At 63.1% G+C, this 20,625-nt stretch carries 20 protein-coding genes; 11 read left to right on the top strand and 9 right to left on the bottom strand.

Going from position 1 to position 20,625, the window contains the following annotated elements:
• Positions 1 to 67: 67 nt before the first annotated feature.
• The 7 genes from MKD49_RS11980 to MKD49_RS11950 all read right to left on the bottom strand — a co-directional run bounded on the left by MKD49_RS11980 (position 68) and on the right by MKD49_RS11950 (position 7,368).
• Positions 68 to 487 (bottom strand): thioesterase family protein, encoded by a 420-nt coding sequence (locus tag MKD49_RS11980; protein ID WP_039783928.1) that lies wholly within the window; start codon positions 485 to 487, stop codon positions 68 to 70.
• Positions 488 to 503: 16 nt separating this feature from the next.
• The gene (locus MKD49_RS11975) at positions 504 to 1,268 is read right to left on the bottom strand and encodes an SDR family NAD(P)-dependent oxidoreductase (RefSeq protein WP_252696392.1); all 765 of its coding nucleotides are present in this window, start codon (positions 1,266 to 1,268) and stop codon (positions 504 to 506) included.
• A 27-nt stretch (positions 1,269 to 1,295) separates the two neighbouring features.
• Complete coding sequence (locus MKD49_RS11970) at positions 1,296 to 2,549, bottom strand: thiolase family protein (RefSeq protein WP_252696391.1); 1,254 nt, start codon at positions 2,547 to 2,549, stop codon at positions 1,296 to 1,298.
• 13 nt (positions 2,550 to 2,562) lie between these two features.
• A complete protein-coding gene (locus tag MKD49_RS11965) occupies positions 2,563 to 4,425 on the bottom strand; it encodes a feruloyl-CoA synthase (RefSeq protein ID WP_252696390.1) in 1,863 nt (620 codons plus the stop codon).
• A 154-nt stretch (positions 4,426 to 4,579) separates the two neighbouring features.
• Positions 4,580 to 5,359, bottom strand: coding sequence for a crotonase/enoyl-CoA hydratase family protein (locus tag MKD49_RS11960; RefSeq protein ID WP_252696389.1), 780 nt, complete (start codon positions 5,357 to 5,359; stop codon positions 4,580 to 4,582).
• 304 nt (positions 5,360 to 5,663) lie between these two features.
• Complete coding sequence (locus MKD49_RS11955) at positions 5,664 to 6,839, bottom strand: ABC transporter substrate-binding protein (protein WP_134134494.1); 1,176 nt, start codon at positions 6,837 to 6,839, stop codon at positions 5,664 to 5,666.
• Between the two features lie 271 nt (positions 6,840 to 7,110).
• Positions 7,111 to 7,368 (bottom strand): hypothetical protein, encoded by a 258-nt coding sequence (locus tag MKD49_RS11950; RefSeq protein WP_252696388.1) that lies wholly within the window; start codon positions 7,366 to 7,368, stop codon positions 7,111 to 7,113.
• A 32-nt stretch (positions 7,369 to 7,400) separates the two neighbouring features.
• Between MKD49_RS11950 and MKD49_RS11945 the strand changes: the two genes are divergently transcribed.
• On the top strand, positions 7,401 to 8,516 hold the full coding sequence (locus tag MKD49_RS11945; RefSeq protein ID WP_209535212.1) for a porin: 1,116 nt from the start codon (positions 7,401 to 7,403) through the stop codon (positions 8,514 to 8,516).
• Between the two features lie 408 nt (positions 8,517 to 8,924).
• Here the strand turns inward: MKD49_RS11945 and MKD49_RS11940 are convergent, their stop codons facing one another.
• The gene (locus tag MKD49_RS11940; RefSeq protein ID WP_252696387.1) at positions 8,925 to 9,866 is read right to left on the bottom strand and encodes an IclR family transcriptional regulator C-terminal domain-containing protein; all 942 of its coding nucleotides are present in this window, start codon (positions 9,864 to 9,866) and stop codon (positions 8,925 to 8,927) included.
• A 360-nt stretch (positions 9,867 to 10,226) separates the two neighbouring features.
• Between MKD49_RS11940 and MKD49_RS11935 the strand changes: the two genes are divergently transcribed.
• The 7 genes from MKD49_RS11935 (at position 10,227) to MKD49_RS11905 (ending at position 16,363) form a co-directional block, all read left to right on the top strand.
• Entirely contained in the window at positions 10,227 to 10,901 is a 675-nt protein-coding gene (locus MKD49_RS11935) for a 3-oxoacid CoA-transferase subunit A (RefSeq protein WP_034336231.1), read from the top strand.
• Positions 10,898 to 11,539, top strand: a complete 642-nt coding sequence (locus MKD49_RS11930) for a CoA transferase subunit B (RefSeq protein ID WP_088756063.1) — start codon at positions 10,898 to 10,900, stop codon at positions 11,537 to 11,539. The genes MKD49_RS11935 and MKD49_RS11930 overlap by 4 nt, the downstream gene beginning before the upstream one ends.
• Positions 11,540 to 11,579: 40 nt before the next feature.
• Positions 11,580 to 12,782, top strand: coding sequence for a 3-oxoadipyl-CoA thiolase (gene pcaF, locus MKD49_RS11925; protein ID WP_252696386.1), 1,203 nt, complete (start codon positions 11,580 to 11,582; stop codon positions 12,780 to 12,782).
• A gap of 252 nt (positions 12,783 to 13,034) precedes the next feature.
• Positions 13,035 to 13,901, top strand: a complete 867-nt coding sequence (locus MKD49_RS11920; RefSeq protein WP_252696385.1) for a branched-chain amino acid ABC transporter permease — start codon at positions 13,035 to 13,037, stop codon at positions 13,899 to 13,901.
• The gene (locus tag MKD49_RS11915; protein ID WP_252696384.1) at positions 13,898 to 14,905 is read left to right on the top strand and encodes a branched-chain amino acid ABC transporter permease; all 1,008 of its coding nucleotides are present in this window, start codon (positions 13,898 to 13,900) and stop codon (positions 14,903 to 14,905) included. Before MKD49_RS11920 ends, MKD49_RS11915 begins: the two co-directional genes overlap by 4 nt.
• On the top strand, positions 14,902 to 15,669 hold the full coding sequence (locus MKD49_RS11910) for an ABC transporter ATP-binding protein (RefSeq protein ID WP_252696383.1): 768 nt from the start codon (positions 14,902 to 14,904) through the stop codon (positions 15,667 to 15,669). The genes MKD49_RS11915 and MKD49_RS11910 overlap by 4 nt, the downstream gene beginning before the upstream one ends.
• A complete protein-coding gene (locus MKD49_RS11905; protein WP_252696382.1) occupies positions 15,662 to 16,363 on the top strand; it encodes an ABC transporter ATP-binding protein in 702 nt (233 codons plus the stop codon). Before MKD49_RS11910 ends, MKD49_RS11905 begins: the two co-directional genes overlap by 8 nt.
• Positions 16,364 to 16,366: 3 nt before the next feature.
• Here MKD49_RS11905 and MKD49_RS11900 read toward each other — a convergent pair whose 3' ends face one another.
• Positions 16,367 to 16,876 (bottom strand): MarR family winged helix-turn-helix transcriptional regulator, encoded by a 510-nt coding sequence (locus MKD49_RS11900; RefSeq protein WP_039784009.1) that lies wholly within the window; start codon positions 16,874 to 16,876, stop codon positions 16,367 to 16,369.
• A 326-nt stretch (positions 16,877 to 17,202) separates the two neighbouring features.
• Here MKD49_RS11900 and MKD49_RS11895 point away from each other — a divergent pair, with 326 nt between their 5' ends.
• The 3 genes from MKD49_RS11895 (at position 17,203) to MKD49_RS11885 (ending at position 20,468) form a co-directional block, all read left to right on the top strand.
• A complete protein-coding gene (locus MKD49_RS11895) occupies positions 17,203 to 18,252 on the top strand; it encodes an aromatic ring-hydroxylating dioxygenase subunit alpha (protein ID WP_252696381.1) in 1,050 nt (349 codons plus the stop codon).
• Between the two features lie 9 nt (positions 18,253 to 18,261).
• Entirely contained in the window at positions 18,262 to 19,218 is a 957-nt protein-coding gene (locus tag MKD49_RS11890) for a PDR/VanB family oxidoreductase (RefSeq protein WP_252696380.1), read from the top strand.
• 62 nt (positions 19,219 to 19,280) lie between these two features.
• On the top strand, positions 19,281 to 20,468 hold the full coding sequence (locus MKD49_RS11885; protein ID WP_371925466.1) for an ABC transporter substrate-binding protein: 1,188 nt from the start codon (positions 19,281 to 19,283) through the stop codon (positions 20,466 to 20,468).
• Positions 20,469 to 20,625 lie beyond the last annotated feature (157 nt).

The following is a 20,625-nucleotide window of genomic DNA, read 5'->3' as shown; positions in this document are numbered from 1 at the left end:
TTATGGTTCGAATGCTCGATGTGGGCGGAGGCGGCTTGTTGCCGCCTCTCGCTTGCTGCCGTATTGCTTAACTGCACATCTCCCTGATGTCTTCCGGAATGGGGATGGCCTTGATGCGCGCCGGATCCTCCGGATGGCGAATGGCGAAGACGCGCACGTCGCGGCCTTCGCACAGCAGTTCGCCATCGCGCTTGATCTCGTGCTTCATGACGAAGGTCTTGTCATTCCATTCGACGATGGTGGAATGCACTTCGATGCGGTCGCCATAGGTGGCCGGGCGCACGAAGCGCGAACTGATGTCCACCACGGGCGTGCCGATGATGCCGCGTGTCTTTTCCGTATCACGCCAGGGCGGCACGCCGCATTCATGGAAGAAGTTGCGCGAGGCCGCGTCATACCAGCGGAAGAAATTGGGGAAATACACGATGCCGGCCGGATCGCAATCGCCGAATTCCACGCGTACCGGATGAATGATGGTTTTGCTCATGCGTTCTCCTCGGTGCTCAGCGCGGTGCCAGGCGCAATGCGCCATCGAGCCGGATCACTTCGCCATTGAGCGAAAGATTGGTGGCGATATGCAAGGCCAGCTGCGCATATTCCTCGGCCTTGCCCAGGCGCTTGGGGAATGGGATGGACGAGGCCAGCGATTGCTGCACTTCTTCCGGCAGCTTGTAGAGCAGGGGCGTGAGGAACAGCCCCGGTGCAATGGTCACCACGCGGATGCCGTGTTGCGCCAGATCACGTGCCAGCGGCAGGGTCATGGACGTGATGCCGCCCTTGGACGCCGCATAGCCGGCTTGCCCGACTTGCCCGTCAAAAGCCGCGACCGAGGCGGTCGCCACGATCACGCCGCGCTCGCCCTCGGCCAGCGGCTCGGCCGCGGCCATGCGGGCGGCAGTCAGACGGATGACATTGAAGGTGCCGATCAGGTTGACGTTGACGATGCGGCTGAAATCTTCCAGCGGCATCGGGCTGCCATCTTTGCCGACCATGCGCTTGGCACCGCCGATGCCGGCGCAGTTGATGAGGATGCGTGGTGCGCCGTTGGCTTCCTGTGCGGCATCGAGGGCTGCTGTCACCGACGCGCTGTCGGTGATGTCGCAGCGTGCGGCGTGGCAGCGCAGTTCTTCGGCCAAAGCCTGGGCGGCTTCCATGTTGACGTCCAGGATGGAAACGCGGGCCCCGGCCTGGACCAGCTGGCGCGCGGTCTCGGCACCGAGTCCGGAGGCGCCGCCCGTCACGAGGGCGGCTTGTCCTTGCAGTTGCATGAAATGTGTCCTTGTCGAATGAGCGGATCAGTGGGAGGCCGAAGGATTTTCCAGCAGCAGGGCGATGCCCTGGCCGCCGCCGATGCAGGCCGATGCCACGCAGTAGCGCGCACCCCGGCGATTCATCTCGCGCGCGGCCGTGATCGACAGGCGCACGCCGGTCGCGGCCAGCGGATGGCCCAGGGCGATGGCACCGCCGTTGACGTTGAGCTTGTCGCGATCGATGCCCAGCTCACGTTCCACCGCCACGATCTGCGCGCCTTGCGCCTCGTTGATCTCGAAGCAGCCGATGTCGGCCACCGTCAGGCCATTGCGTTCGAGCAGGGTGCGGATGGCCGGCACCGGGCCGATGCCCATGATTTCCGGCGGCACACCGGCCACAGCGGCTGCGACGACGCGTGCCAGCGGCTGCTTGTCATGGCGGCGTACGTAATCGCCCGAGGCGACGATGGTGGCGGCCGCTGCATCGACCAGCGCCGAGGAGTTGCCACCGGTCTGTACGCCATCCGGGTAGAGCGTGCGCAGCTTGGCCAGCACCTCTACCGGCGAAGGGCGCGGATGGGTGTCGGTAGCGGCTTCGCTGATCTTGCCTTGCAGCTTGATGTGACGGTCGTGGTAGCCATCCAGGCGGAAGGTCTCGTTGACGACCGGAACGATCTCGCCCGCGTGGAAGCCGGCCGCCTGTGCCTTGAGCGCGCGCTCGAAGGAATACGCGGCGTATTCATCGACCTCGGCGCGGGTGATGCCATATTTTTTCGCCAGGTTCTCGGCGGTCTGCGGCATGGTGATGCCGGGGGCCGGATCGACCAGCGCTTCCCACATGTAGTCCTGGAATTCCACCGGTGCGCCCAGCTTGAAACCGGTGCGATGGCCGAAGGCGGCAATCGGATTGCGCGTCATCGATTCGCTGCCCACGATCAGCGCGGTCTCGGTGTAGCCGCGCTCGATCTGGTCACCGGCCTGGCGGATCAGTTCGAAGCCGGTGCCGCAGATGCGCTGGACCATGATGGCCGGAGTAGTGATCGGCACACCCGCATACAGGCCGATGTGACGCGGCAGCATGTACTGGTAGGCATCGCCCGGCGCCATGTTGCCGGCCACCACCGAGCCGATGTCGGTCGCGGCGATGCCGGTGCGGGCCAGTACTTCGCGCGCCACCTTGATGCCCATGTCGGTGGGCGAGAGCTGGCTGAAGCTGGTGCAGTAATCCACCATGGGCGTACGCACGCCACCGACGAGCCAGATGTCCTTGAAGCCGGAATAGAACGCTGCTTGTGCCATGTCTGTTGCTTCCTCAGTGAGCGGGGGAGAGCGCGGCCTGTGCGGTCAGCACGGCCGGGTCGGTGCCGGCGTAGAGCGCTTCCACCAGGGCGGCGCGGTGAGTCAGCACCGCACGTTGATTGATCGAACCCTTGTCGGTGATTTCGCCACGGTCGAAGGACGGCGGATCGATCAGGACCAGCGCGCGCGCCACGCGGGTTGAACTGCCGGTGGCATGGGTTTGCAGGCGTTCCAGCAGACCCTGGAAGAAATCGCGTACCGGTGCCGCATTGAGCACGTCGGCCCGCGAGGCCTCCGCAGGCAGGCGCGCCAGCTGGCGGCAGCGCTCGATGTTGGGCACGATCAGCATGCCCACTTCATTGCGGTCCTGGCCGGTGATGACGGCATCCTGCAGATAGGGTGCACCTTCATGCGCAATCAGCGCGCGCAGCGGGCCGACGCTGACCCAGGTGCCGGTGTAGAGCTTGAAGTCCTCGGCCACGCGGCCATCGAACATGAAGCCGCGATCCGGATGAGCCGGGTCCAGCCAGCGCACTGCATCGCCCGAGCGGAAGTAGCCCTCTTCATCGAAGGCCTCGGCCGTCTGTTCCGGCGCGCGCCAGTAACCCGGGGTAACGTTGGGGCCGCGATAGCGGATCTCGATCTTGTCGCCATTGGGGACCAGCTTGATTTCCATGCCCGGCGTGGGGATGCCGATCTGTCCGGCCTGCACTTCCAGGTCGGCCACGAAGAGCGCCGAAGGCGAGGTCTCGGTCATGCCCAGGCCGCAGCACATCACGATGCGTTCGCCACAGGTGGCTTCGGCGGTGGCGTGCAGCTTGTCCCACACCGGTTGCGCCAGGGCGGCACCGGCATAGAACTGCATGCGCAGGCGACTGTAGAATTTTTCGCGCAGGGCCTGGTCTTTCTCCAGCGCGTGGGCGATGCCTTCCCAGCCCACCGGCACGTTGAAATACACGGTCGGCGAAATCTCGTGCAGGTTGGCCAGGGTGGTGGCCAGGCCTTGCGGCGTGGGCTTGCCCTCGTCGATGTACATGGTGCCGCCGTTGTAGATCACGATGCCGACGTTGTGGTTGGCGCCGAAGGTGTGGTTCCAGGGCAGCCAGTCGATCAGGATGGGCGGCTCTTCGGCCAGGAAGGGGAAGGTCTGCACGATCATCTGCAGGTTGCTGCACATCATGCGCTGGGTGTTGACGACCGCCTTGGGCATCTTGGTCGAGCCCGAGGTGAAGAGGAACTTGACGATGGTGTCCGGACCGGTGGCGGCATAGGCGCGCTCGACTTCGTCGCCCGCGCGGGTGGCTTCCAGTTCCGCATACAGCGTGCATTCGCGCCCGGCAGGCGGTGCTTCGGTGACCACGAATTCGATATCGGGTGCCACCGCATTGACGGCCGCGGCAAACTTCTCGCCATGGGCGGCGAAGATCAGGCCGGGCGCGAGCAACTGCACCGCATGGCGCAGCTTGGCGTAATCCTTGGAGAGCAGCGAATAGGCCGACGATACCGGCGCATAAGGCACGCCTGCATAGTGGCAGCCCAGCACCAGCATGGCGTGTTCGAGGTCGTTCTCGGACAGGATCAGCAGCGGGCGCTCGGCCGAGAGTCCGCGCTGCAGCAGCGCCTGGCCGATGCGGCGTGCGCTTTGCAGGGCCTGGCCATAGCTGATGCGGCGCCATTGGCCATCCTTGTCGCGGCGGGCCATGTAAGTGCGGTCGGGATCGACGGTGGCCCAGTGGATCAGCTTGTCGGTCAGGCGCGCGGGATAGTCGCCCAGCGGCTGCCGGGTCTTGACGATGGAGATGCCCTCAGCACCCGGCACGACGTCAACGCCGCCGATGCCGAACCTGAAGCTGCGATAGCGAGGAGGAGTGTTCATACATGTCTCTGTTGTGTCACCCGCCCGGTCGTGGCCGGGCAGCTGTGTTGTTGTGGTCTTGCGCTGTATTACTGACTTGCTGGCCGCTGTGGTGGCTCTTGTCCGGCCATGCAGGGCCGATTCTTCTGCGATGCTTTGTTCTTTGTGGTCGTGCTCAGGTCGGCTTGACCTTGTTCTGCTTGTGATCGAGGAAAGCCGCCAGGCGGCCCTTGGTATCGGGATCGCTGCCGGCCACGGCGGCCATGAGCGATTCGGTCATCAGCCCATCCTGGATCGACTGGTCATGGATGCGCGGCAGCACGTGCATGATCCCGTAGTTGGTCATGGGCGCATTGCGGGCGATGCGTTCGGCCAGCTCACGGGCCTTGTCCAGACCGGTGCCGGCGGCCACGCTGTATTGCGAGATGCCGGCCTGGTGGCCTTCTTCGGCCGTCAGCACGCGGCCGGTCAGCATCATGTCGGCCATGCGGGCCACGCCGATCAGGCGCGAGATGCGCACCGAGCCGCCACCACCGACGAAGAGGCCGCGCTGTCCTTCCGGCAAGCCGTAGAAGGCGCTCGGTTCGGCCACGCGGATGTGGGCCGCCGAAGCCAGCTCCAGTCCGCCGCCGATGACCGCGCCATGCAGTACCGCGATCACCGGTACGCGGCCGAAGGCGATCTGCTCGAAGGCCGCATGCCACATGCGCGAGTGATGCAGGGATTCGGTGGTGTCGCGCTCGCGCAGTTCGGAGAGGTCAAGGCCGGCGCAGAAGTGTTCGCCGATGCCGTGGATGATGGCCACCTTCACGCCCTCCGGCAGATCCTGGAAGCAGTCGCGGATGGCGCGCACCAGCGGGTCGTTGAGGGCATTGCGTTTGGCGGCGCGGTTGAGTCCGATCTCGGCAATGGCGCCGTGAACTTGGATGTCGAGGAGGTCGCTGTGCTGGTTCATGCTGTCTCTGGTCATGCCGTGGTCGGCGTTTGAATTAGTTATAAGTTATAACGTTTATTCAGTATAAGTAAAGTGGAGGTAAACGCAAGCCCCATGTGACTTTCGTGTTGTGCGAACAAAGTAAAAGCGGGCGATTAACGAACGAAAAATGTGTCGAGGCGTGCAGCAGGAATTGCTGCATCGCGTCGCAACGATGACGTGTCGGTGACCGATGGCGCGCCAACCTGCATGGCTGCGGGCGGCCCAAAGAAAAACGCCGGTGTGCACTGCATCACCGGCGTTTCCACGAAGTATCGACAGGCGATTATTTGCCGGTGTCCTTCATGTTCTCGAACTTGTCGAATTCGACGTTGTAGACCTCGCTGCCGACCTTCTCCACCTTGCGCACGTAGACCGTCTGCACGATATCGCGGGTGGCCGGGTCGATGGCGATGGGGCCGCGCGGGCTGGTGAACTTCATGGTTTTGAGGATGGCCATGGCACGGTCGCCATCGATCTTGCCGTTCAGCTTTTTGCTGACCTCGTAGATGGCGTTCATGCCGTCGTAAGCCGCCACCGCCATGAAGTTGGGACGGCCCGCCCCCGGATTGGCGGCAGCAAAGCTCTTGAGGAAGGCCTTGTTCTCCGGCGAATCATGCGCGGCCGAATAGTGGAAGGTGGTGATCACGCCCAGCGTCGAGTCGCCCATGGCGGGCAGCACGTGGTCGTCGGTCAGGTCGCCGGTGGCGATGACCTTGATGCCGGCCTCGGCCAGTCCGCGTTCGCGATAGCCCTTCATGAAGGCGATGCCCTGTTCGCCCGCCGGCACGAAGATGAAGACGGCCTCCGGTTTGGCATCCTTGATGCGCTGGATGTAGGGCGCGAACTCAGGATTGCGCAGCGGCACCCGGATCGATTCCAGGACCTGGCCGCCACCGCCCAGCAGGTTGGTCTTGAAGGCGGTCTCGGCATCGATGCCCGGCCCGTAATCGGCCACCAGCGTGACTACGCGCTTGATGCCGTTCTTCAGCGCCCAGGTCGCCATGGGGCCCGAGACCTGCGGCAGCGTCATCGAAAAGCGCGCGATGTAGCTGGACTTGGTGGTGATGACGGAGCTGGCCGCGTTCATGACGATCATCGGCTTCTTCGCTTGTTCAGCGATGGGCGCTACCGCCAGCGCCTCGGGCGTAAGGCCGAAGCCGGCCAGGAAATCCACCTTGTCGCGCACCACCAGTTCCTGTGCCAGGCGCTTGGCGATCTCGGGCGAGGGACCGGTGGTGTCCTTGATGATGACCTGGATTTTCTTGCCGGCGACCGTGTCGCCATGCTGCGCCATGTAGGCCTTGATGCCGCCTTCCATCTGCTTGCCGTAATCGGCGAAGGGGCCGGAGAAGGCGGCGATCAGGCCGACCTTGATGGTTTCCTGAGCGTGCGCCAGCGATGTCAGCAAGCTGACGGAGGCCGTGATCACGGCCAATCCTGCGAGTTTTTTCAACCTCATTTTTCAGTCTCCTTTGTGATTGTAGTGAGCGATGCTGCGCGGGCGGTTCTGCTGCCGTCCTGATTGTCGCATCGCCGGTCCGACTGTTGCGGACGGACGACGTATCGTTTTCCCTTCCTTGGCTCGCCTTGTTGACAAAGCGTCGGTGCCGACAATAGTATCGCACCATCCGTTCGGTAAACAAACCGATGTGCGGTTACCGAACGGCTAATAAAAGTTATAAAAAATAAGAAACAAGCCAGAGACGAGACGCTTCATTCTGCGATGTCCGCTAGTCGGCATCGACCAACTCGCATTTACAAAGTGGCGTGGAAAACGCCGCAGCAACACGCATGCCGATGGCGTTGACCATGGGGCAGGGGGCGTTTTTGCCCGCGCTTCCGGAAGATGCCGCGTCGGCGACGGGAATTCGCAACAGGCAGTTGAGGTAATCGAAGGGACTGACATCAAGGGAAGTCACCCGGCCGGCGAGCAGCGAATCGCTGGCGTGCGCCTGGAGGAGGGCGTACGCCGGCAGCGAGCCGGCCATTCACCATTCAATGAAATCAGGAGGAGATGGCAATGACAAGAACAACCACCCTGCGTGCAGTGGCCCTGGCCGCTGCCGCATGTGCAATGACCGCGGGTGCGGCGGGCTCGGCCATGGCGCAGAGTTCGGTGACCATTTACGGCATCATCGATACCGGCGTGGTCTACACCACCAACGCCAATGCCAACGGCAATTCGGTCTTCAAGATGCCGTCGCTGACGGGCAGCTTCCCGTCGCGCATCGGCTTCCGTGGTACGGAAGATCTGGGCGGCGGACTGCAGGCAATATTCGTGCTGGAAAGCGGCTTTGCTCCCGACACCGGCGCCATGGGACAGGGTAACCGCATCTTCGGGCGCCAGTCGTATGTGGGCCTGAAGAGCGATTGGGGCCAGGTCACCCTGGGCCGCCAGATCAACATGACCTACATCTCGCAGCTCAAGACGGACGTGATGGGTCCCAACATCTTCGCCATCGGCAGCATCGACCCCTATCTGCCCAATGCCCGCAGCGACAATTCCATCGGCTACCTCGGCAGCTTCAGCGGCTTCACGCTGGGCGCGACCTACAGCTTCGGACGCGATACCTCGGCCACCGGCGGTCCGGCCGCCACCAACTGTGCCGGCGAAGTGGCCGGCAACAGCAAGGCCTGCCGCCAGGTTACGGGCTTGCTGGGTTACGACGGCAAGGGCTGGGGCGTGACTTCCTCCTATGACATCCTGTATGGCAACACCGGCGCCTCCGGTGGCCTCACCAGCAGCGACAACAGCGATCAGCGCATCACCTTGAACGGTTACTTCATGATCGGTGATGTCAAGATCGGCGGCGGCGTGGTCGATCGCCGTACCCGCGCAGCCAACAACACCAATACCGATTCCGATCTCTACTACCTGGGTGTGAGCTATCCGCTGACCACCGCACTGGTGCTGGATGCGCAGGTCTCGCGCCTGGACGTGAAGAACAGCCCGAACGATGTCACCCTCTCGGTGGCACGCCTGACCTACAACCTGTCCAAGCGTACGGCGCTCTACACTTCGCTGGGCTACATCAAGAACGGCGGTACGTCGGCCGTGGCCGTCGATGCCGGCGGGTCGGTGGGTGCGGGCAAGAACCAGCTGGGTGTGATGTCGGGCATTCGTCACACCTTCTGATTCTGATCGGTGATGGAAAAGCAGTCTTGAGGAGGATGGCGCACCCGGATGCTAGGGCCTGTTCACATTTAATCTGCGAGTGCGAGAGGTCGCCAAGCGTTGGCTGCCTAGGCGCGGCGACGCGCCGTGGTGGTGCCACGGCAAGGAGCTGCAACAACGGCAGGCGACGCTTGGCGGCCTCTCCCGGAGGGTTGCCCCCAGAAGGCGCGCTGGCCGCGTTGCACGTCAGGGCTGGTGGCACCACCACCAGCCCTGACGCGCGCCTTGCCAGCCCGCCTTCTGGGGGCAACGCATCTCGCAGATTAAATGTGAACAGGCCCTAGGGGGCGCCGACATCCGCAGCATGGCAAAGGCAGGGTCTGTTTTTGTCTTCGGTCCGCCTCCCGGTGGGGAGTGCGGACCTGTTTTTTACGGCAGCAGCACGGACAATTCCTGTGCGCCACGCAGCAGCACCGGCAGGATCTCTTCTTCCATCTGTGCCACCGACACGCGCGCGGCCTGTGCACCCACGTTCAGTGCGGCCAGCACATTGCCGGAGGCGCCGCGTACCGGTACGGCGATGGAGCGCAGGCCGACTTCCAGTTCTTCATCGATGACCGCATAGCCCTGCGCACGCACACCGGCCAGGATGTCGCGCAGACGCTTTTGCGACACCACGGTCTTGTCGGTCAGGGCGCGCAGCTTGACCTTCTCGAAGTAGGCTTTGAGCTGATCATCCGGCAGGTGCGCCAGCATGGCGCGGCCCAGCGAAGTGCAGTAGGCGGGCAGGCGACTGCCGGTATTGAGTGCCACCGACATCACGCGCGAAGTGGCCGAGCGAGCGACGTAGAGCACTTCATTGTCGTCCAGCACGGCCAGCGAGCAGGACTCGCCGAGCGTGCGGCTGATGTTGTTCAGGTAGGGCTGTGCAGAAACGGTCAGCGGGGTGGACGACAAATAGGAGTAGCCCAGCGTCAGGATCTTGGGGCGCAGCGAAAAATTGTTGACGTCCGAATCGGCATAGCCGAGTTGCTTCAGGGTATGCAGGCAGCGCCGCACGGCAGCGCGCGGGATGCCAGTCTTCTGGCTGATCTGGGCGATGGTCAGGCTGCGGCGCGAATCGCTGAAGGCACGGATCACCGCCAGGCCCCGGGCCAGCGAGGTCATGAAGCTGGGGTCGGTGAGGGCATCGATTTCTTCGGCGATGGTCAGCTCGCGTTCAGCCTCGGGCGCGCTGGCCGCCGGCTCCTGATCCCTCGCCTTGCTGCGCCGGCTGGCGGCCGGGGCGGGTTTGAGCGGCTTGGCGTCCTTGACGGCAGCGGTGCTCTTGGCGGCGGTCTTGCGGGTCTTGGCAGCAGGGGCGGTGGACATGGGCGCGAATGGACTCTCTGGTCGGATGGTTCAGGACGATGCATCAGCGGGGCAGCTCGGATTTCCCGCCATACCTCAGTGCGTCAGGATTTTAACGTTTTGTGCGGCAAGCGAACACATCCTGCGGGTTTTTCTTGACGGCCGTCAAGCCGGATCGCTAAACTCTTTTTGTGCGAAAATCAAACATTAGTTCGGTGATCGAACATTCTGGTGCAGAAAACGTCACGCTGCAAATACCTCCGGAATGCCCGTCCACACCGGCAGAGACGAGTCCCAACCGCCTGGCTGAACGGCAAGACCAAGGTCAGCGAGGCAATCCGCAGGCGCAGCTGGAAGCGCCGCATCTACAGTGAGAGCAACGTGATCAATAAAATTTCTGACTCTTTGGAGCAGGCGGTGGCTGACATCCATGATGGCGCCACCATCATGATCGGTGGTTTCGGCAATGCCGGCATGCCCTCGGCCCTGATCGATGCGCTCATCGCCCAGGGCGCGCGCGACCTGACCATCGTCAACAACAATGCCGGCAACGGCGATACGGGTCTGGCGGCGCTGCTCAAGACCAAGCGCGTCAAGAAGATCATCTGTTCCTTCCCGCGCCAGACTGATTCCCACGTCTTCGATGCGCTCTACCGTGCCGGTGAAATCGAACTGGAACTGACCCCGCAAGGCAACCTGGCCGAGCGCATTCGCGCCGCCGGTGCCGGCATCGGCGGTTTCTTCAGCCCGACCGGCTACGGCACCATGCTGGCCGAAGGCAAGGAAACCCGCCTCATCGATGGCAAGCACTACGTGCTGGAGTCGCCCATCCATGCCGACTTCGCGCTCATCAAGGCGCTGCGCGGTGACCGCTGGGGCAACCTGGTGTATCGCAAGACGGCGCGCAACTTCGGTCCCATCATGGCGATGGCGGCCAAGGTCACCATTGCGCAAGTCACCGAGGTGGTGGAACTGGGCCAGCTCGATCCGGAAAACATCATCACGCCCGGCATCTTCGTGCAGCGGATCGTGCAAACCAAGGAGGCACAGCAATGAAGCGCTTTACCCGTGAAGAGATCGCCGCCCGCGTGGCGCAGGACATCCCCGAGGGCGCCTACGTGAACCTGGGTATCGGCCTGCCGACCAAGGTCGCCAACTACCTGCCGGCGGACAAGGAAATCTTCCTGCACAGCGAAAACGGCGTACTGGGCATGGGCCCGGCCCCGGCCCCCGGCGAAGAAGACGAAGACCTCATCAATGCCGGCAAGCAGCCGGTGACGCTCCTGACCGGCGGTTCCTACTTCCATCACGCGGATTCGTTCTCGATGATGCGCGGCGGCCACCTGGACATCTGCGTGCTGGGCGCCTTCCAGGTCTCGGCCAAGGGTGACCTGGCCAACTGGCACACCGGCGCACCGGATGCCATCCCCGCCGTGGGCGGTGCGATGGACCTGGCCATCGGTGCCAAGCAGGTCTTCGTGATGATGGACCACCAGACCAAGACCGGCGAAAGCAAGCTGGTGGAGGCCTGCTCCTATCCGCTCACCGGCATCGGCTGCGTCAACCGCATCTACACCGACCTGGCCGTCATCGACGTGACCCCGCAAGGCCTGCAGGTGCGCGAGATTGTCGAGGGCCTGTCCTTTGCGCAATTGCAGGAACTGACCGGCGCACCGCTGCGCCCGGCCGCCTGATTCCGCTTAACTTGTTTGCAGTTTTCGCTGTGAGGAATGCATGAAAGACGTATTTATCTGTGACGCCATCCGCACCCCCATCGGCCGCTACGGCGGCGCGCTCAAGGACGTGCGCGCTGATGACCTGGGCGCGGTGCCGCTGCGCGCGCTCATGGAGCGCAATCCGCAGGTGGACTGGAAGGCCGTCGATGACGTGATCTTTGGCTGCGCCAACCAGGCCGGTGAAGACAACCGCAACGTGGCGCGCATGTCGCTGCTGCTGGCAGGCCTGCCGCAGGAAGTGCCGGGCAGCACCATCAACCGCCTGTGCGGCTCCGGCATGGATGCGCTGGGTACGGCTGCGCGCGCCATCAAGTCCGGTGAAACGCAGTTGATGATTGCCGGTGGCGTCGAATCGATGACCCGCGCGCCCTTCGTGATGGGCAAGGCTGACAGTGCCTTCTCGCGCCAGGCGGCGATCCAGGACACCACCATCGGCTGGCGTTTCGTGAATGCACTGATGAAGCAGAAGTATGGCGTGGATGCCATGCCGGAGACGGCCGAGAATGTCGCCGTCGATTTCAAGGTCAGCCGCGAAGACCAGGATCAGTTCGCCGTGCGCAGCCAGGCCAAGGCCGCCGCCGCACAAGCCAACGGCAACCTGGCACAGGAGATCGTGCCGGTGGTGATCCCGCAGAAGAAGGGCGACCCGATCACCGTGACCCAGGATGAACATCCGCGTGCGACCAGCATGGAAGCACTGGCCCGCCTGAAGGGCGTGGTCAAGCCGGATGGCACCGTCACTGCCGGCAATGCGTCCGGCGTCAACGATGGCGCCTGCGCCTTGCTGCTGGCCAGTGCCGATGCCGTCGAGAAGTACCAGCTCAAGCCGCGCGCCCGCATCCTGGGCATGGCCACGGCCGGCGTCGCACCGCGCATCATGGGCATGGGCCCGGCCCCGGCCAGCAAGAAAGTGCTGGCGCAACTGGGCATGACGATTGATCAGATGGACGTGATCGAACTCAACGAAGCCTTCGCCTCGCAAGGGCTGGCCGTGTTGCGCGAACTGGGCGTGGCCGATGATGACGCACGCGTCAATCCGAACGGCGGTGCCATCGCCCTCGGCCATCCGCTGGGCATGAGCGGTGCGCGCCTGGCGACCACTGCCACCTACCAGCTGGAACGCACTGGCGGCCGCTATGCGCTGTGCACCATGTGCATCGGCGTGGGGCAGGGCATCGCGATGGTGATCGAGCGCGTGTGATGCGTTCGGGATGGCGCGGCCGGGCAACCGTGTCGCGCCATCCATGAAGATCGCAAGGGTCTTCGTGAAAATTGATCAAGCATGAATTGAGGCAGGCGCAGCACAATAGAAAAATAATTTATATCGATTCCCAAGCGGCCACAAAAAACAGAGCCGCAGGCCAGAAGAGGAGACCAACCGCATCATGCATTCGCATCATGACTGCGCGCCGCGTTCGGCTGCGCCCGCTCGTCCTTGCCGGGGAGGTGTGCCATGCTAGGCAACTTCTTTGGCGTGCTCTTCGATGGCATTGCCTACGGCAGCCTCCTGTTTCTCATCAGCGTGGGCCTGTCGGTGACGATGGGGATGATGAACTTCATCAACCTCGCGCATGGTGCCTTCGCCATGCTGGGCGGCTATGTCTGCGTGACGCTGCTCAATCGCATCGGCGTTCCTTTCCTGGCGACCTTGCCACTGGCCTTCATCGCGGCCGCCGCGGTCGGTCTGATCCTCGAACGTTCCCTCTATCGCCGTCTCTACAAGGCCAGCCACCTCGACCAGGTGCTGTTTTCCATCGGCCTGACCTTCATGGCCGTGGCCGGGGCCACCTGGCAATGGGGGCCGACCCAGCAGCCTGTGGTGCTGCCGGATTGGCTGCGCGGACAGGTCTCGTTGCTGGGGCTGGATGTGGGGGCGTATCGCGTCTTCCTGATCGGCGTGGTGGTGATCGTGACGGTGGCGCTGGGCCTCTTGATCGAGCGCACCCGCTTCGGTGCGCAGATCCGCGCCTCGGTCGACAACCAGGTGGCGGCAGCGGGGCTGGGCATCAACGTCAGCCGTGTGTTCAGCCTGACCTTTGCACTGGGGTCAGGGCTGGCCGGTCTCGGTGGCGGCCTGGGCATTGACGTACTGGGGTTGGACCCGACCTTCCCGGTCAAGTACATGGTCTACTTCCTGCTGGTGGTGGCCGTGGGTGGGGCCGGCACCATCAAGGGGCCGCTGCTGGCCGCGCTGATCCTGGGCGTGTTCGACGTCGCCGGAAAATATTATGTGCCGGAGATCGGCGCCTTCGTCATCTATGGCCTGATGGTGGTGTTGCTGATCCTGTTCCCGGCCGGACTGATGCGGAGGCGCGGATGAGCAGCGTGAGCACTACAACCAGAGCGGCTGCCAAGCCTGTACTGCGCCTGCCCAATGACCGCTGGACGCCATTGGAGATCCTCTTCTGGCTGCTGCCGGTGGCGGCCTATTTCCTCTTCCCCGATTACCTGGTGCTGATCAGCCAGATCATGATCGTGGGCCTGTTCGCCGTCTCGCTGGATCTGATCCTGGGCTATGCCGGCATCGTCTCGCTGGGGCATGCCGCCTTCTTTGGGCTGGGGGCCTACACGGCCGGGCTGCTGGCCGTGCATGGCTGGGGCGAGCCGATCACGGGGCTGTTGCTGGCGGCCATCGTGGCGGCCGTCGCCGGTTTCCTGGTGAGCTTCCTGGTGGTACGCGGAGCGGACCTCACGCGCCTGATGGTCACGCTGGGCATAGGACTGATGCTGTTCGAGGCGGCCAACAAGGCGGCCTTCATCACCGGTGGTGTGGATGGCTTGTCCGGCATGGTGATGGGCAAGATCTTCGGGGTCTTCGAGTTCGACCTCAACGGACGCGTGGCCTATGGCTACAGTTTCGCGGTGCTGTTGCTGCTGTTCGTGGTGCTGCGGCGGATGGTGAATTCACCCTTCGGGCTGGGCTTGCGCGGCATCCGCGAAGGTGGCCGCCGCATGCCGGCCATCGGCGCCGATGTCAATCGCCGCCTCGTCGTCATCTTCACCGTGGCCGCTGCGGTGGCCGGTGTGGCCGGTGCCCTGCTGGCGCAGACCACGCAGTTTGTCGGGCTGGATGTGCTGGGTTTCCCGCGGTCGGCAGAGCTGCTCATCATCCTGGTGCTGGGCGGTACCGGCCGCCTCTATGGCGGACTGGTTGGTGCGCTGGTCTACATGCTGGCGCAGGATTACCTGTCCGGACTCAATCCGGCCTACTGGCAATTCTGGATCGGCCTGCTGCTGATCGTCATCGTTCTCTTCGCGCGCGGAGGCCTGCTCGGCGGGCTGGCGGTGCTGCGTGACAAGTTCTTCAAGGGAGGCCGCGCATGAGCCCGCATCCAGCCGATACCACCTTGCGCACTAAAGGCCTGAGCAAACGCTGGGGCAGCTTCGTGGCCAACAGCGATATCTCGCTGACCTTCACACCCGGCGCGCGCCACGCCTTGATCGGTCCCAATGGCGCCGGCAAGACCACCTTCATCAATCTGCTCACGGGCGGCTTTGCGCCCAGCGGGGGCAAGGTATGGTTCGGTGGCGAGGATATCACCGCCTTGGCCCAGCATGAACGCGTCAAGCGCGGCATGACCCGCACCTTCCAGATCAATACGCTTTTTGCCGGACTCACGGTTCTGGAGTCGGTGATCCTGGCGATCCAGGAGCGGCGCGGCCTGCAATACAAGTGGTACCAGACCGTGGCCAGCCAGACCGACGTCGTGGATGAAGCCATGGCCTTGCTGGAGTCCCTCAAGCTGGGGCAGGAAGCCAACAGCATCACGCGCAGCCTGGCCTATGGCAAGCAGCGGCTGGTGGAGATTGCACTCGCGCTGGCGACTCAGCCCAAGGTGCTGTTGCTGGACGAGCCAGCCGCCGGCATTCCCTCGGCGGAAAGCCGCGAACTCTTCGAAGTGATTGCGCAGCTGCCGCGTGAAGTGACCATCGTCTTCATCGAACATGACATGGGGCTGGTGTTCCGCTTCGCCGAGCGCATCACGGTGCTGGTCGGCGGCAAGGTGCTGGTGGAGGGCACGCCGGCGGAGATTGCGGCTGACCAGCGCGTCAAGGAAGTCTATCTGGGGGAGGCCGAACATGCCTGATCTGCTGGCACTGGACAAGGTGAGCGCCGGTTATGGCGACTCCATCGTCCTGGAAGACGTGTCGTTCTCGATGCAGGAAGGCGAGAGCCTGGCCCTGCTGGGGCGCAATGGCGTGGGCAAGACCAGCCTGTTGATCACCCTCATGGGACTGACGCGCCTGCATGGCGGCAGCATCCATTGGCGTGGCAGCAACATCGCGCGCGTGCCGACCCACAAGCGCGCGCACGCCGGGCTGGGCTGGGTGCCGCAGGAGCGTTTCATGTTTCCTTCGCTGTCGGTGGAGGAACACCTGACGGTGGTGGAGCGTGGCGGAAAATGGAACTTGCAGAAGATTTATTCGATTTTTCCCCGCCTGCATGAGCGCCGCCACAACATGGGCAACCAGCTCTCCGGGGGCGAGCAGCAGATGCTGGCCATTGCGCGCGCGCTGATGGTGAGCCCCAGCATCCTCTTGCTGGATGAACCGATGGAAGGGCTGGCCCCGATCATCGTGCAGGAGCTGCTGAAGGTAATCCGCCGCCTGGTCAGCGAAGAAGGGATGTCGGTGATCGTGGTGGAGCAGCATGCGCGCATGGCGCTGTCGCTGACGCAGCGGGCCATCGTGCTCGATCGCGGCCGCATCGTGCATGCCTCGGACAGCCAGAGCCTGCTGGACGATGGCGAGACACTCGATCGGCTGGTAGCAGTGGCCTAGCGTTCAGTCTTCCTGGCAATCCTGGTCGCGCAAGCGTGCGAGCGGCGCACGGCTCTGCGGATTGTTCTCGTGCACCAGCTTGTCCAGCAGCAGCATGAACTGTTGCTGCTCGGCTTCATCGAGGGGCGCCAGGATGCGCTTGCGCAGGCGCTGCAGGCCGGGGATCAGTTCTTCCAGCAGGGCTTCGCCGGCCTGCGTGATGCGCAATGCGCGCTGGCGGCGGTTGTGCGGAATGACTTCGCGCACCAGCAATCCCTTTTCTTCCAGCCGTGCGCAGACCGTGGCACCAGTGGAAGTGTCGATGGCGACCAGTCCCGACAAGCTCACCTGGTCAATGCCGGGATGGTTCGACAGCATGCGCAGGATCGCGTATTGCACCGGGGTAATGATGCCGCCGGTTTCGTCATGGAAGATCGACACCGAAATCTGCTGCGCCCGCCGCAACAGGTGGCCGGGGTGCTCGTAGAGATCGATGAGCTGGCTTTCGTCCTTGGGAGGCGTGGTCTGTGGCATGGCGGATGAGGTCGGATGCAATCAGGTAATGGATGAGCTGCAGGGTGATGACAGCGATGCGGCAGTGTACGGTCCGCAAGGTTTTCCCTCAATCAATTGATGCAACGCGCAACGAAAAAAGTCCGCCAGCGCGTTTACTTGCGCTGCGGATTGGCGGATACTTTTCTAACATTCAGTGTACTGAATATTAAAACAGATAAATGCGAGACCCGACAGGATCTGGATCAAGCCGCCTGCGGAAAAGAACAAGCTGGAGCAGTCCATCAAGAAGGGCACTGGCCTTGGAAGGCCGGTGCCGGTTGAGGAATTCACCCAAGGAGACCGTCATGTTCCCCAAGAATGCCTGGTACGTCGCCTGCACGCCCGACGAAATCGAAAGCAAGCCCCTGGGCCGCCAGATCTGCGGCGAGAAGATCGTGTTCTATCGTGGTGCCGAAGGCAAGGTTGCTGCCGTTGAGGATTTCTGTCCGCATCGCGGCGCGCCGTTGTCGCTGGGCTTCGTGCGGGAAGGGCAGCTGGTATGCGGCTATCACGGCCTGGAGATGGGCTGCGATGGCCAGACCCGCAGCATGCCGGGCCAGCGCGTGCGCGGCTTCCCCTGCATACGCAGCTTCCCGGTGATGGAGCGTTACGGTTTCGTCTGGGTGTGGCCCGGTGACAAGGAGCAGGCCGATCCGGCGCAGATCCATCATCTGGAATGGGCTGAGAATCCCGAGTGGACCTATGGCGGTGGCTTGTATCACATCAACTGCGACTACCGCCTGATGATCGACAACCTCATGGACCTCACGCACGAGACTTATGTGCACGCCTCCAGCATCGGCCAGAAGGAGATTGACGAAGCGCCGGTCAATACGCGGGTGGAGGGTGAACAGGTCATCACCAGCCGCTTCATGGAGAACATCATGCCGCCGCCGTTCTGGCGCATGGCCTTGCGAGGCAATGGATTGGCCGATGAGGTGCCGGTGGATCGCTGGCAGATCTGCCGCTTCTCGCCGCCCAGCCACGTGATGATTGAAGTGGGCGTGGCGCATGCAGGCAAGGGCGGTTACGAGGCCGGACCGGAGCACAAGGCTTCTTCCATCGTGGTGGATTTCATCACGCCCGAGACCGAAACGTCGCACTGGTATTTCTGGGGCATGGCGCGGCACTTCCGTCCTGAGGACAAGGAGCTGACCAATACCATCCGCGAAGGGCAGGGCAAGATCTTCGGCGAGGACCGCGAGATGCTGGAGCTGCAGCAGGCCAATCTGCTTAAGTATCCCGAGCGCCGCCTGCTGGCGCTCAACATCGATGCTGGTGGGGTGCAGTCGCGCAAGGTGCTGGACAAGTGGCTGGCGCGCGAAGCCGAATCTGGCAAGGCTGCCGCGGCCTGAGGAGTGACGATGACGACATTGCAGGTCAAGGTCGCGGCGCGCCGCGAGGAAGCCGACGGCATCGTCGGACTGGAGCTGGTCTCGGTGGATGGTGCGCCCTTGCCGGGTTTTACCGCCGGTGCGCATATCGACGTGCATCTGCCGGGCGGTTTGCTGCGCCAGTATTCGCTGTGCAATGCGCCGCATGAGCAGCATCGCTACCAGATCGGTGTATTGCGCGATGCCAATTCGCGCGGTGGATCGGTGGCGGTGCATGAGGCGCTGAAGGTTGGTGATCTGCTCACCATCGGCGTGCCACGCAACCAGTTTGCATTGGTGCCGGCGCAGCACAGTCTGTTGCTGGCGGGTGGCATCGGTGTGACGCCCATTCTGTGCATGGCAGAGGCGCTGGCGGCTTCAGGGGCGTCTTTCGAAATGCATTACTGCGCCCGTTCGCCTGCACGCCAGGCGTTTCGCGAGCGCATTGTCGGGTCGGGATTTGCGGACCGCGTGGTGCATCACTATGACGATGGTGATGCCGCGCAGAAGCTCGATCTGGAGGCCTTGCTGTCACAGGCTGATCCGGCTACCCATCTTTACGTCTGCGGTCCTGCCGGCTTCATCGCGCATGTGGTGGAGACTGCCCGTGCACGCGGCTGGCCGGAGTCGCAGATTCATTTCGAATACTTTGGTGCGGCGCCGGTAACGGCCGATGGCAATGGCGCGTTTGACGTGAAGCTGGCCAGCAGCGGGCAGGTCTACACCATTCCCGCCGACCGCACGGTGATCCAGGTTTTGTGCGAACACGGTGTGGATGTGCCGGTGTCCTGCGAGCAGGGCATCTGCGGGACCTGTCTCACGCGCGTGCTGGAGGGTGAGCCTGATCATCGTGATCAGTACCTGACCGATGAGGAAAGGGCGGCCAATGATCAGTTCACGCCTTGCTGTTCCCGGGCTCGCAGTTCGTTGCTGGTGCTGGATCTGTAATGTTCTGAAGCAGTATTGTCCTGCGTCGTAAATCATTTATGCAAATTAAAACCTGAGGAGACATGATGAGCGAGATGATCGATACCCGGCGCCGCCACCTGGTGCTGGCCGGAACCGCACTGGCTGCGATGGGCGCGCCCCTGATGGCACGGGCAGCCGATGCACTGAAAGTCGGGCTGATCGTGCCGATGTCGGGGCCGTTTGCTTCGACCGGGCGGCAGATCGAGGCAGCGGTGAAGCTGTATCAGCAGAAGTTCGGCGACAGCGTGGCCGGGCGCAAGGTGGAGATCCTGTTGAAGGATGATGGCGGTGTTTCTCCGGATGTGACCAAGCGGCTGGCGCAGGAGCTGGTGGCGCGGGACAAGGCGCAGGTCCTGATGGGCTTCGGGTTGACGCCCCTTGCTCTGGCGGCCGCGCCCATTGCGACGCAGGCCAAGGTGCCGATGATCGTGACGGCAGCGGCGACTTCCATCATCCCGCAGCGCTCGCCCTATATCGTGCGGACCGGCTTCACGCTGGCGCAGGTGACTTCGCCGTTGGCCTCCTGGGCTGCAAAGAACGGGATCAAGAGTGTGGTGACCTTTGTTTCCGATTACGGGCCGGGGCTGGATGCTGAAAAAGTATTCGTGAAGACTTTTTCCGAGGCCGGTGGCAAGGTCATGGAGAGCGTGCGTGTGCCCTTGCGCAATCCGGACTACGCGCCCTTCCTGCAGCGGGTGAAGGACGCCAAGCCGCAGGCTTTGTTCGTTTTTGTACCTTCCGGGGAAGGCGCTGCCGTGTTGAAGCAGTTCACCGAGCGGGGATTGGCGGCTGCCGGAATTCGATTGATTTGCACCGGCGATGTGCTCGATGATGACCTGATGGCCGGGATTGGTGCAGCTGCCAAGGATGTGGTGAGCAGTCACCAATATTCGGCTGCGCATCCCTCTGCGGCCAACAAGGAATATGTGGATGCCATGGCCAAGGCCAACAAGGGAATGCGCGCCAACTTCCATTCCGTTGGAGCCTATGACGGGATGCATCTGCTCTACGAATCGCTCAAGAAAACCGGGGGCGATGCGGACGGTGAGAAGCTGCTGGCTGCCATGAAAGGAATGAGCTGGGAGAGCGTGCGGGGGCCGGTTTCCATCGATGCTTCTACTCGCGATATCGTGCAGACGGTTTATATGCGCAAGGCTGAGTTGCGCGGGGGTGAGTTCTATAACGTGGAGTTTGATCAGGTGGAGAAGGTGCGGGATCCTGGGGTTTGAGTTTTTGGATTTTCTTTTGGGTAGTCTGCACGGAATTTCTTCCTGCGCTCTAGCTTAATTCTTATCATTCTCCGGTCGGAAGGACGCGCCGGGAGCGGCCCGGCAGCCGCTCACTTTTCTTGTCTCGCCAAGAAAAGTAAGCAAAAGAAGGCGACCC

This window comes from Herbaspirillum sp. WGmk3 (genome assembly GCF_023952535.1).
GTDB lineage: Bacteria > Pseudomonadota > Gammaproteobacteria > Burkholderiales > Burkholderiaceae_D > Herbaspirillum > Herbaspirillum huttiense.
The sequence above is the reverse complement of the archived record's forward strand: the minus strand, read 5'-3'. Positions and strand labels throughout refer to the sequence as shown.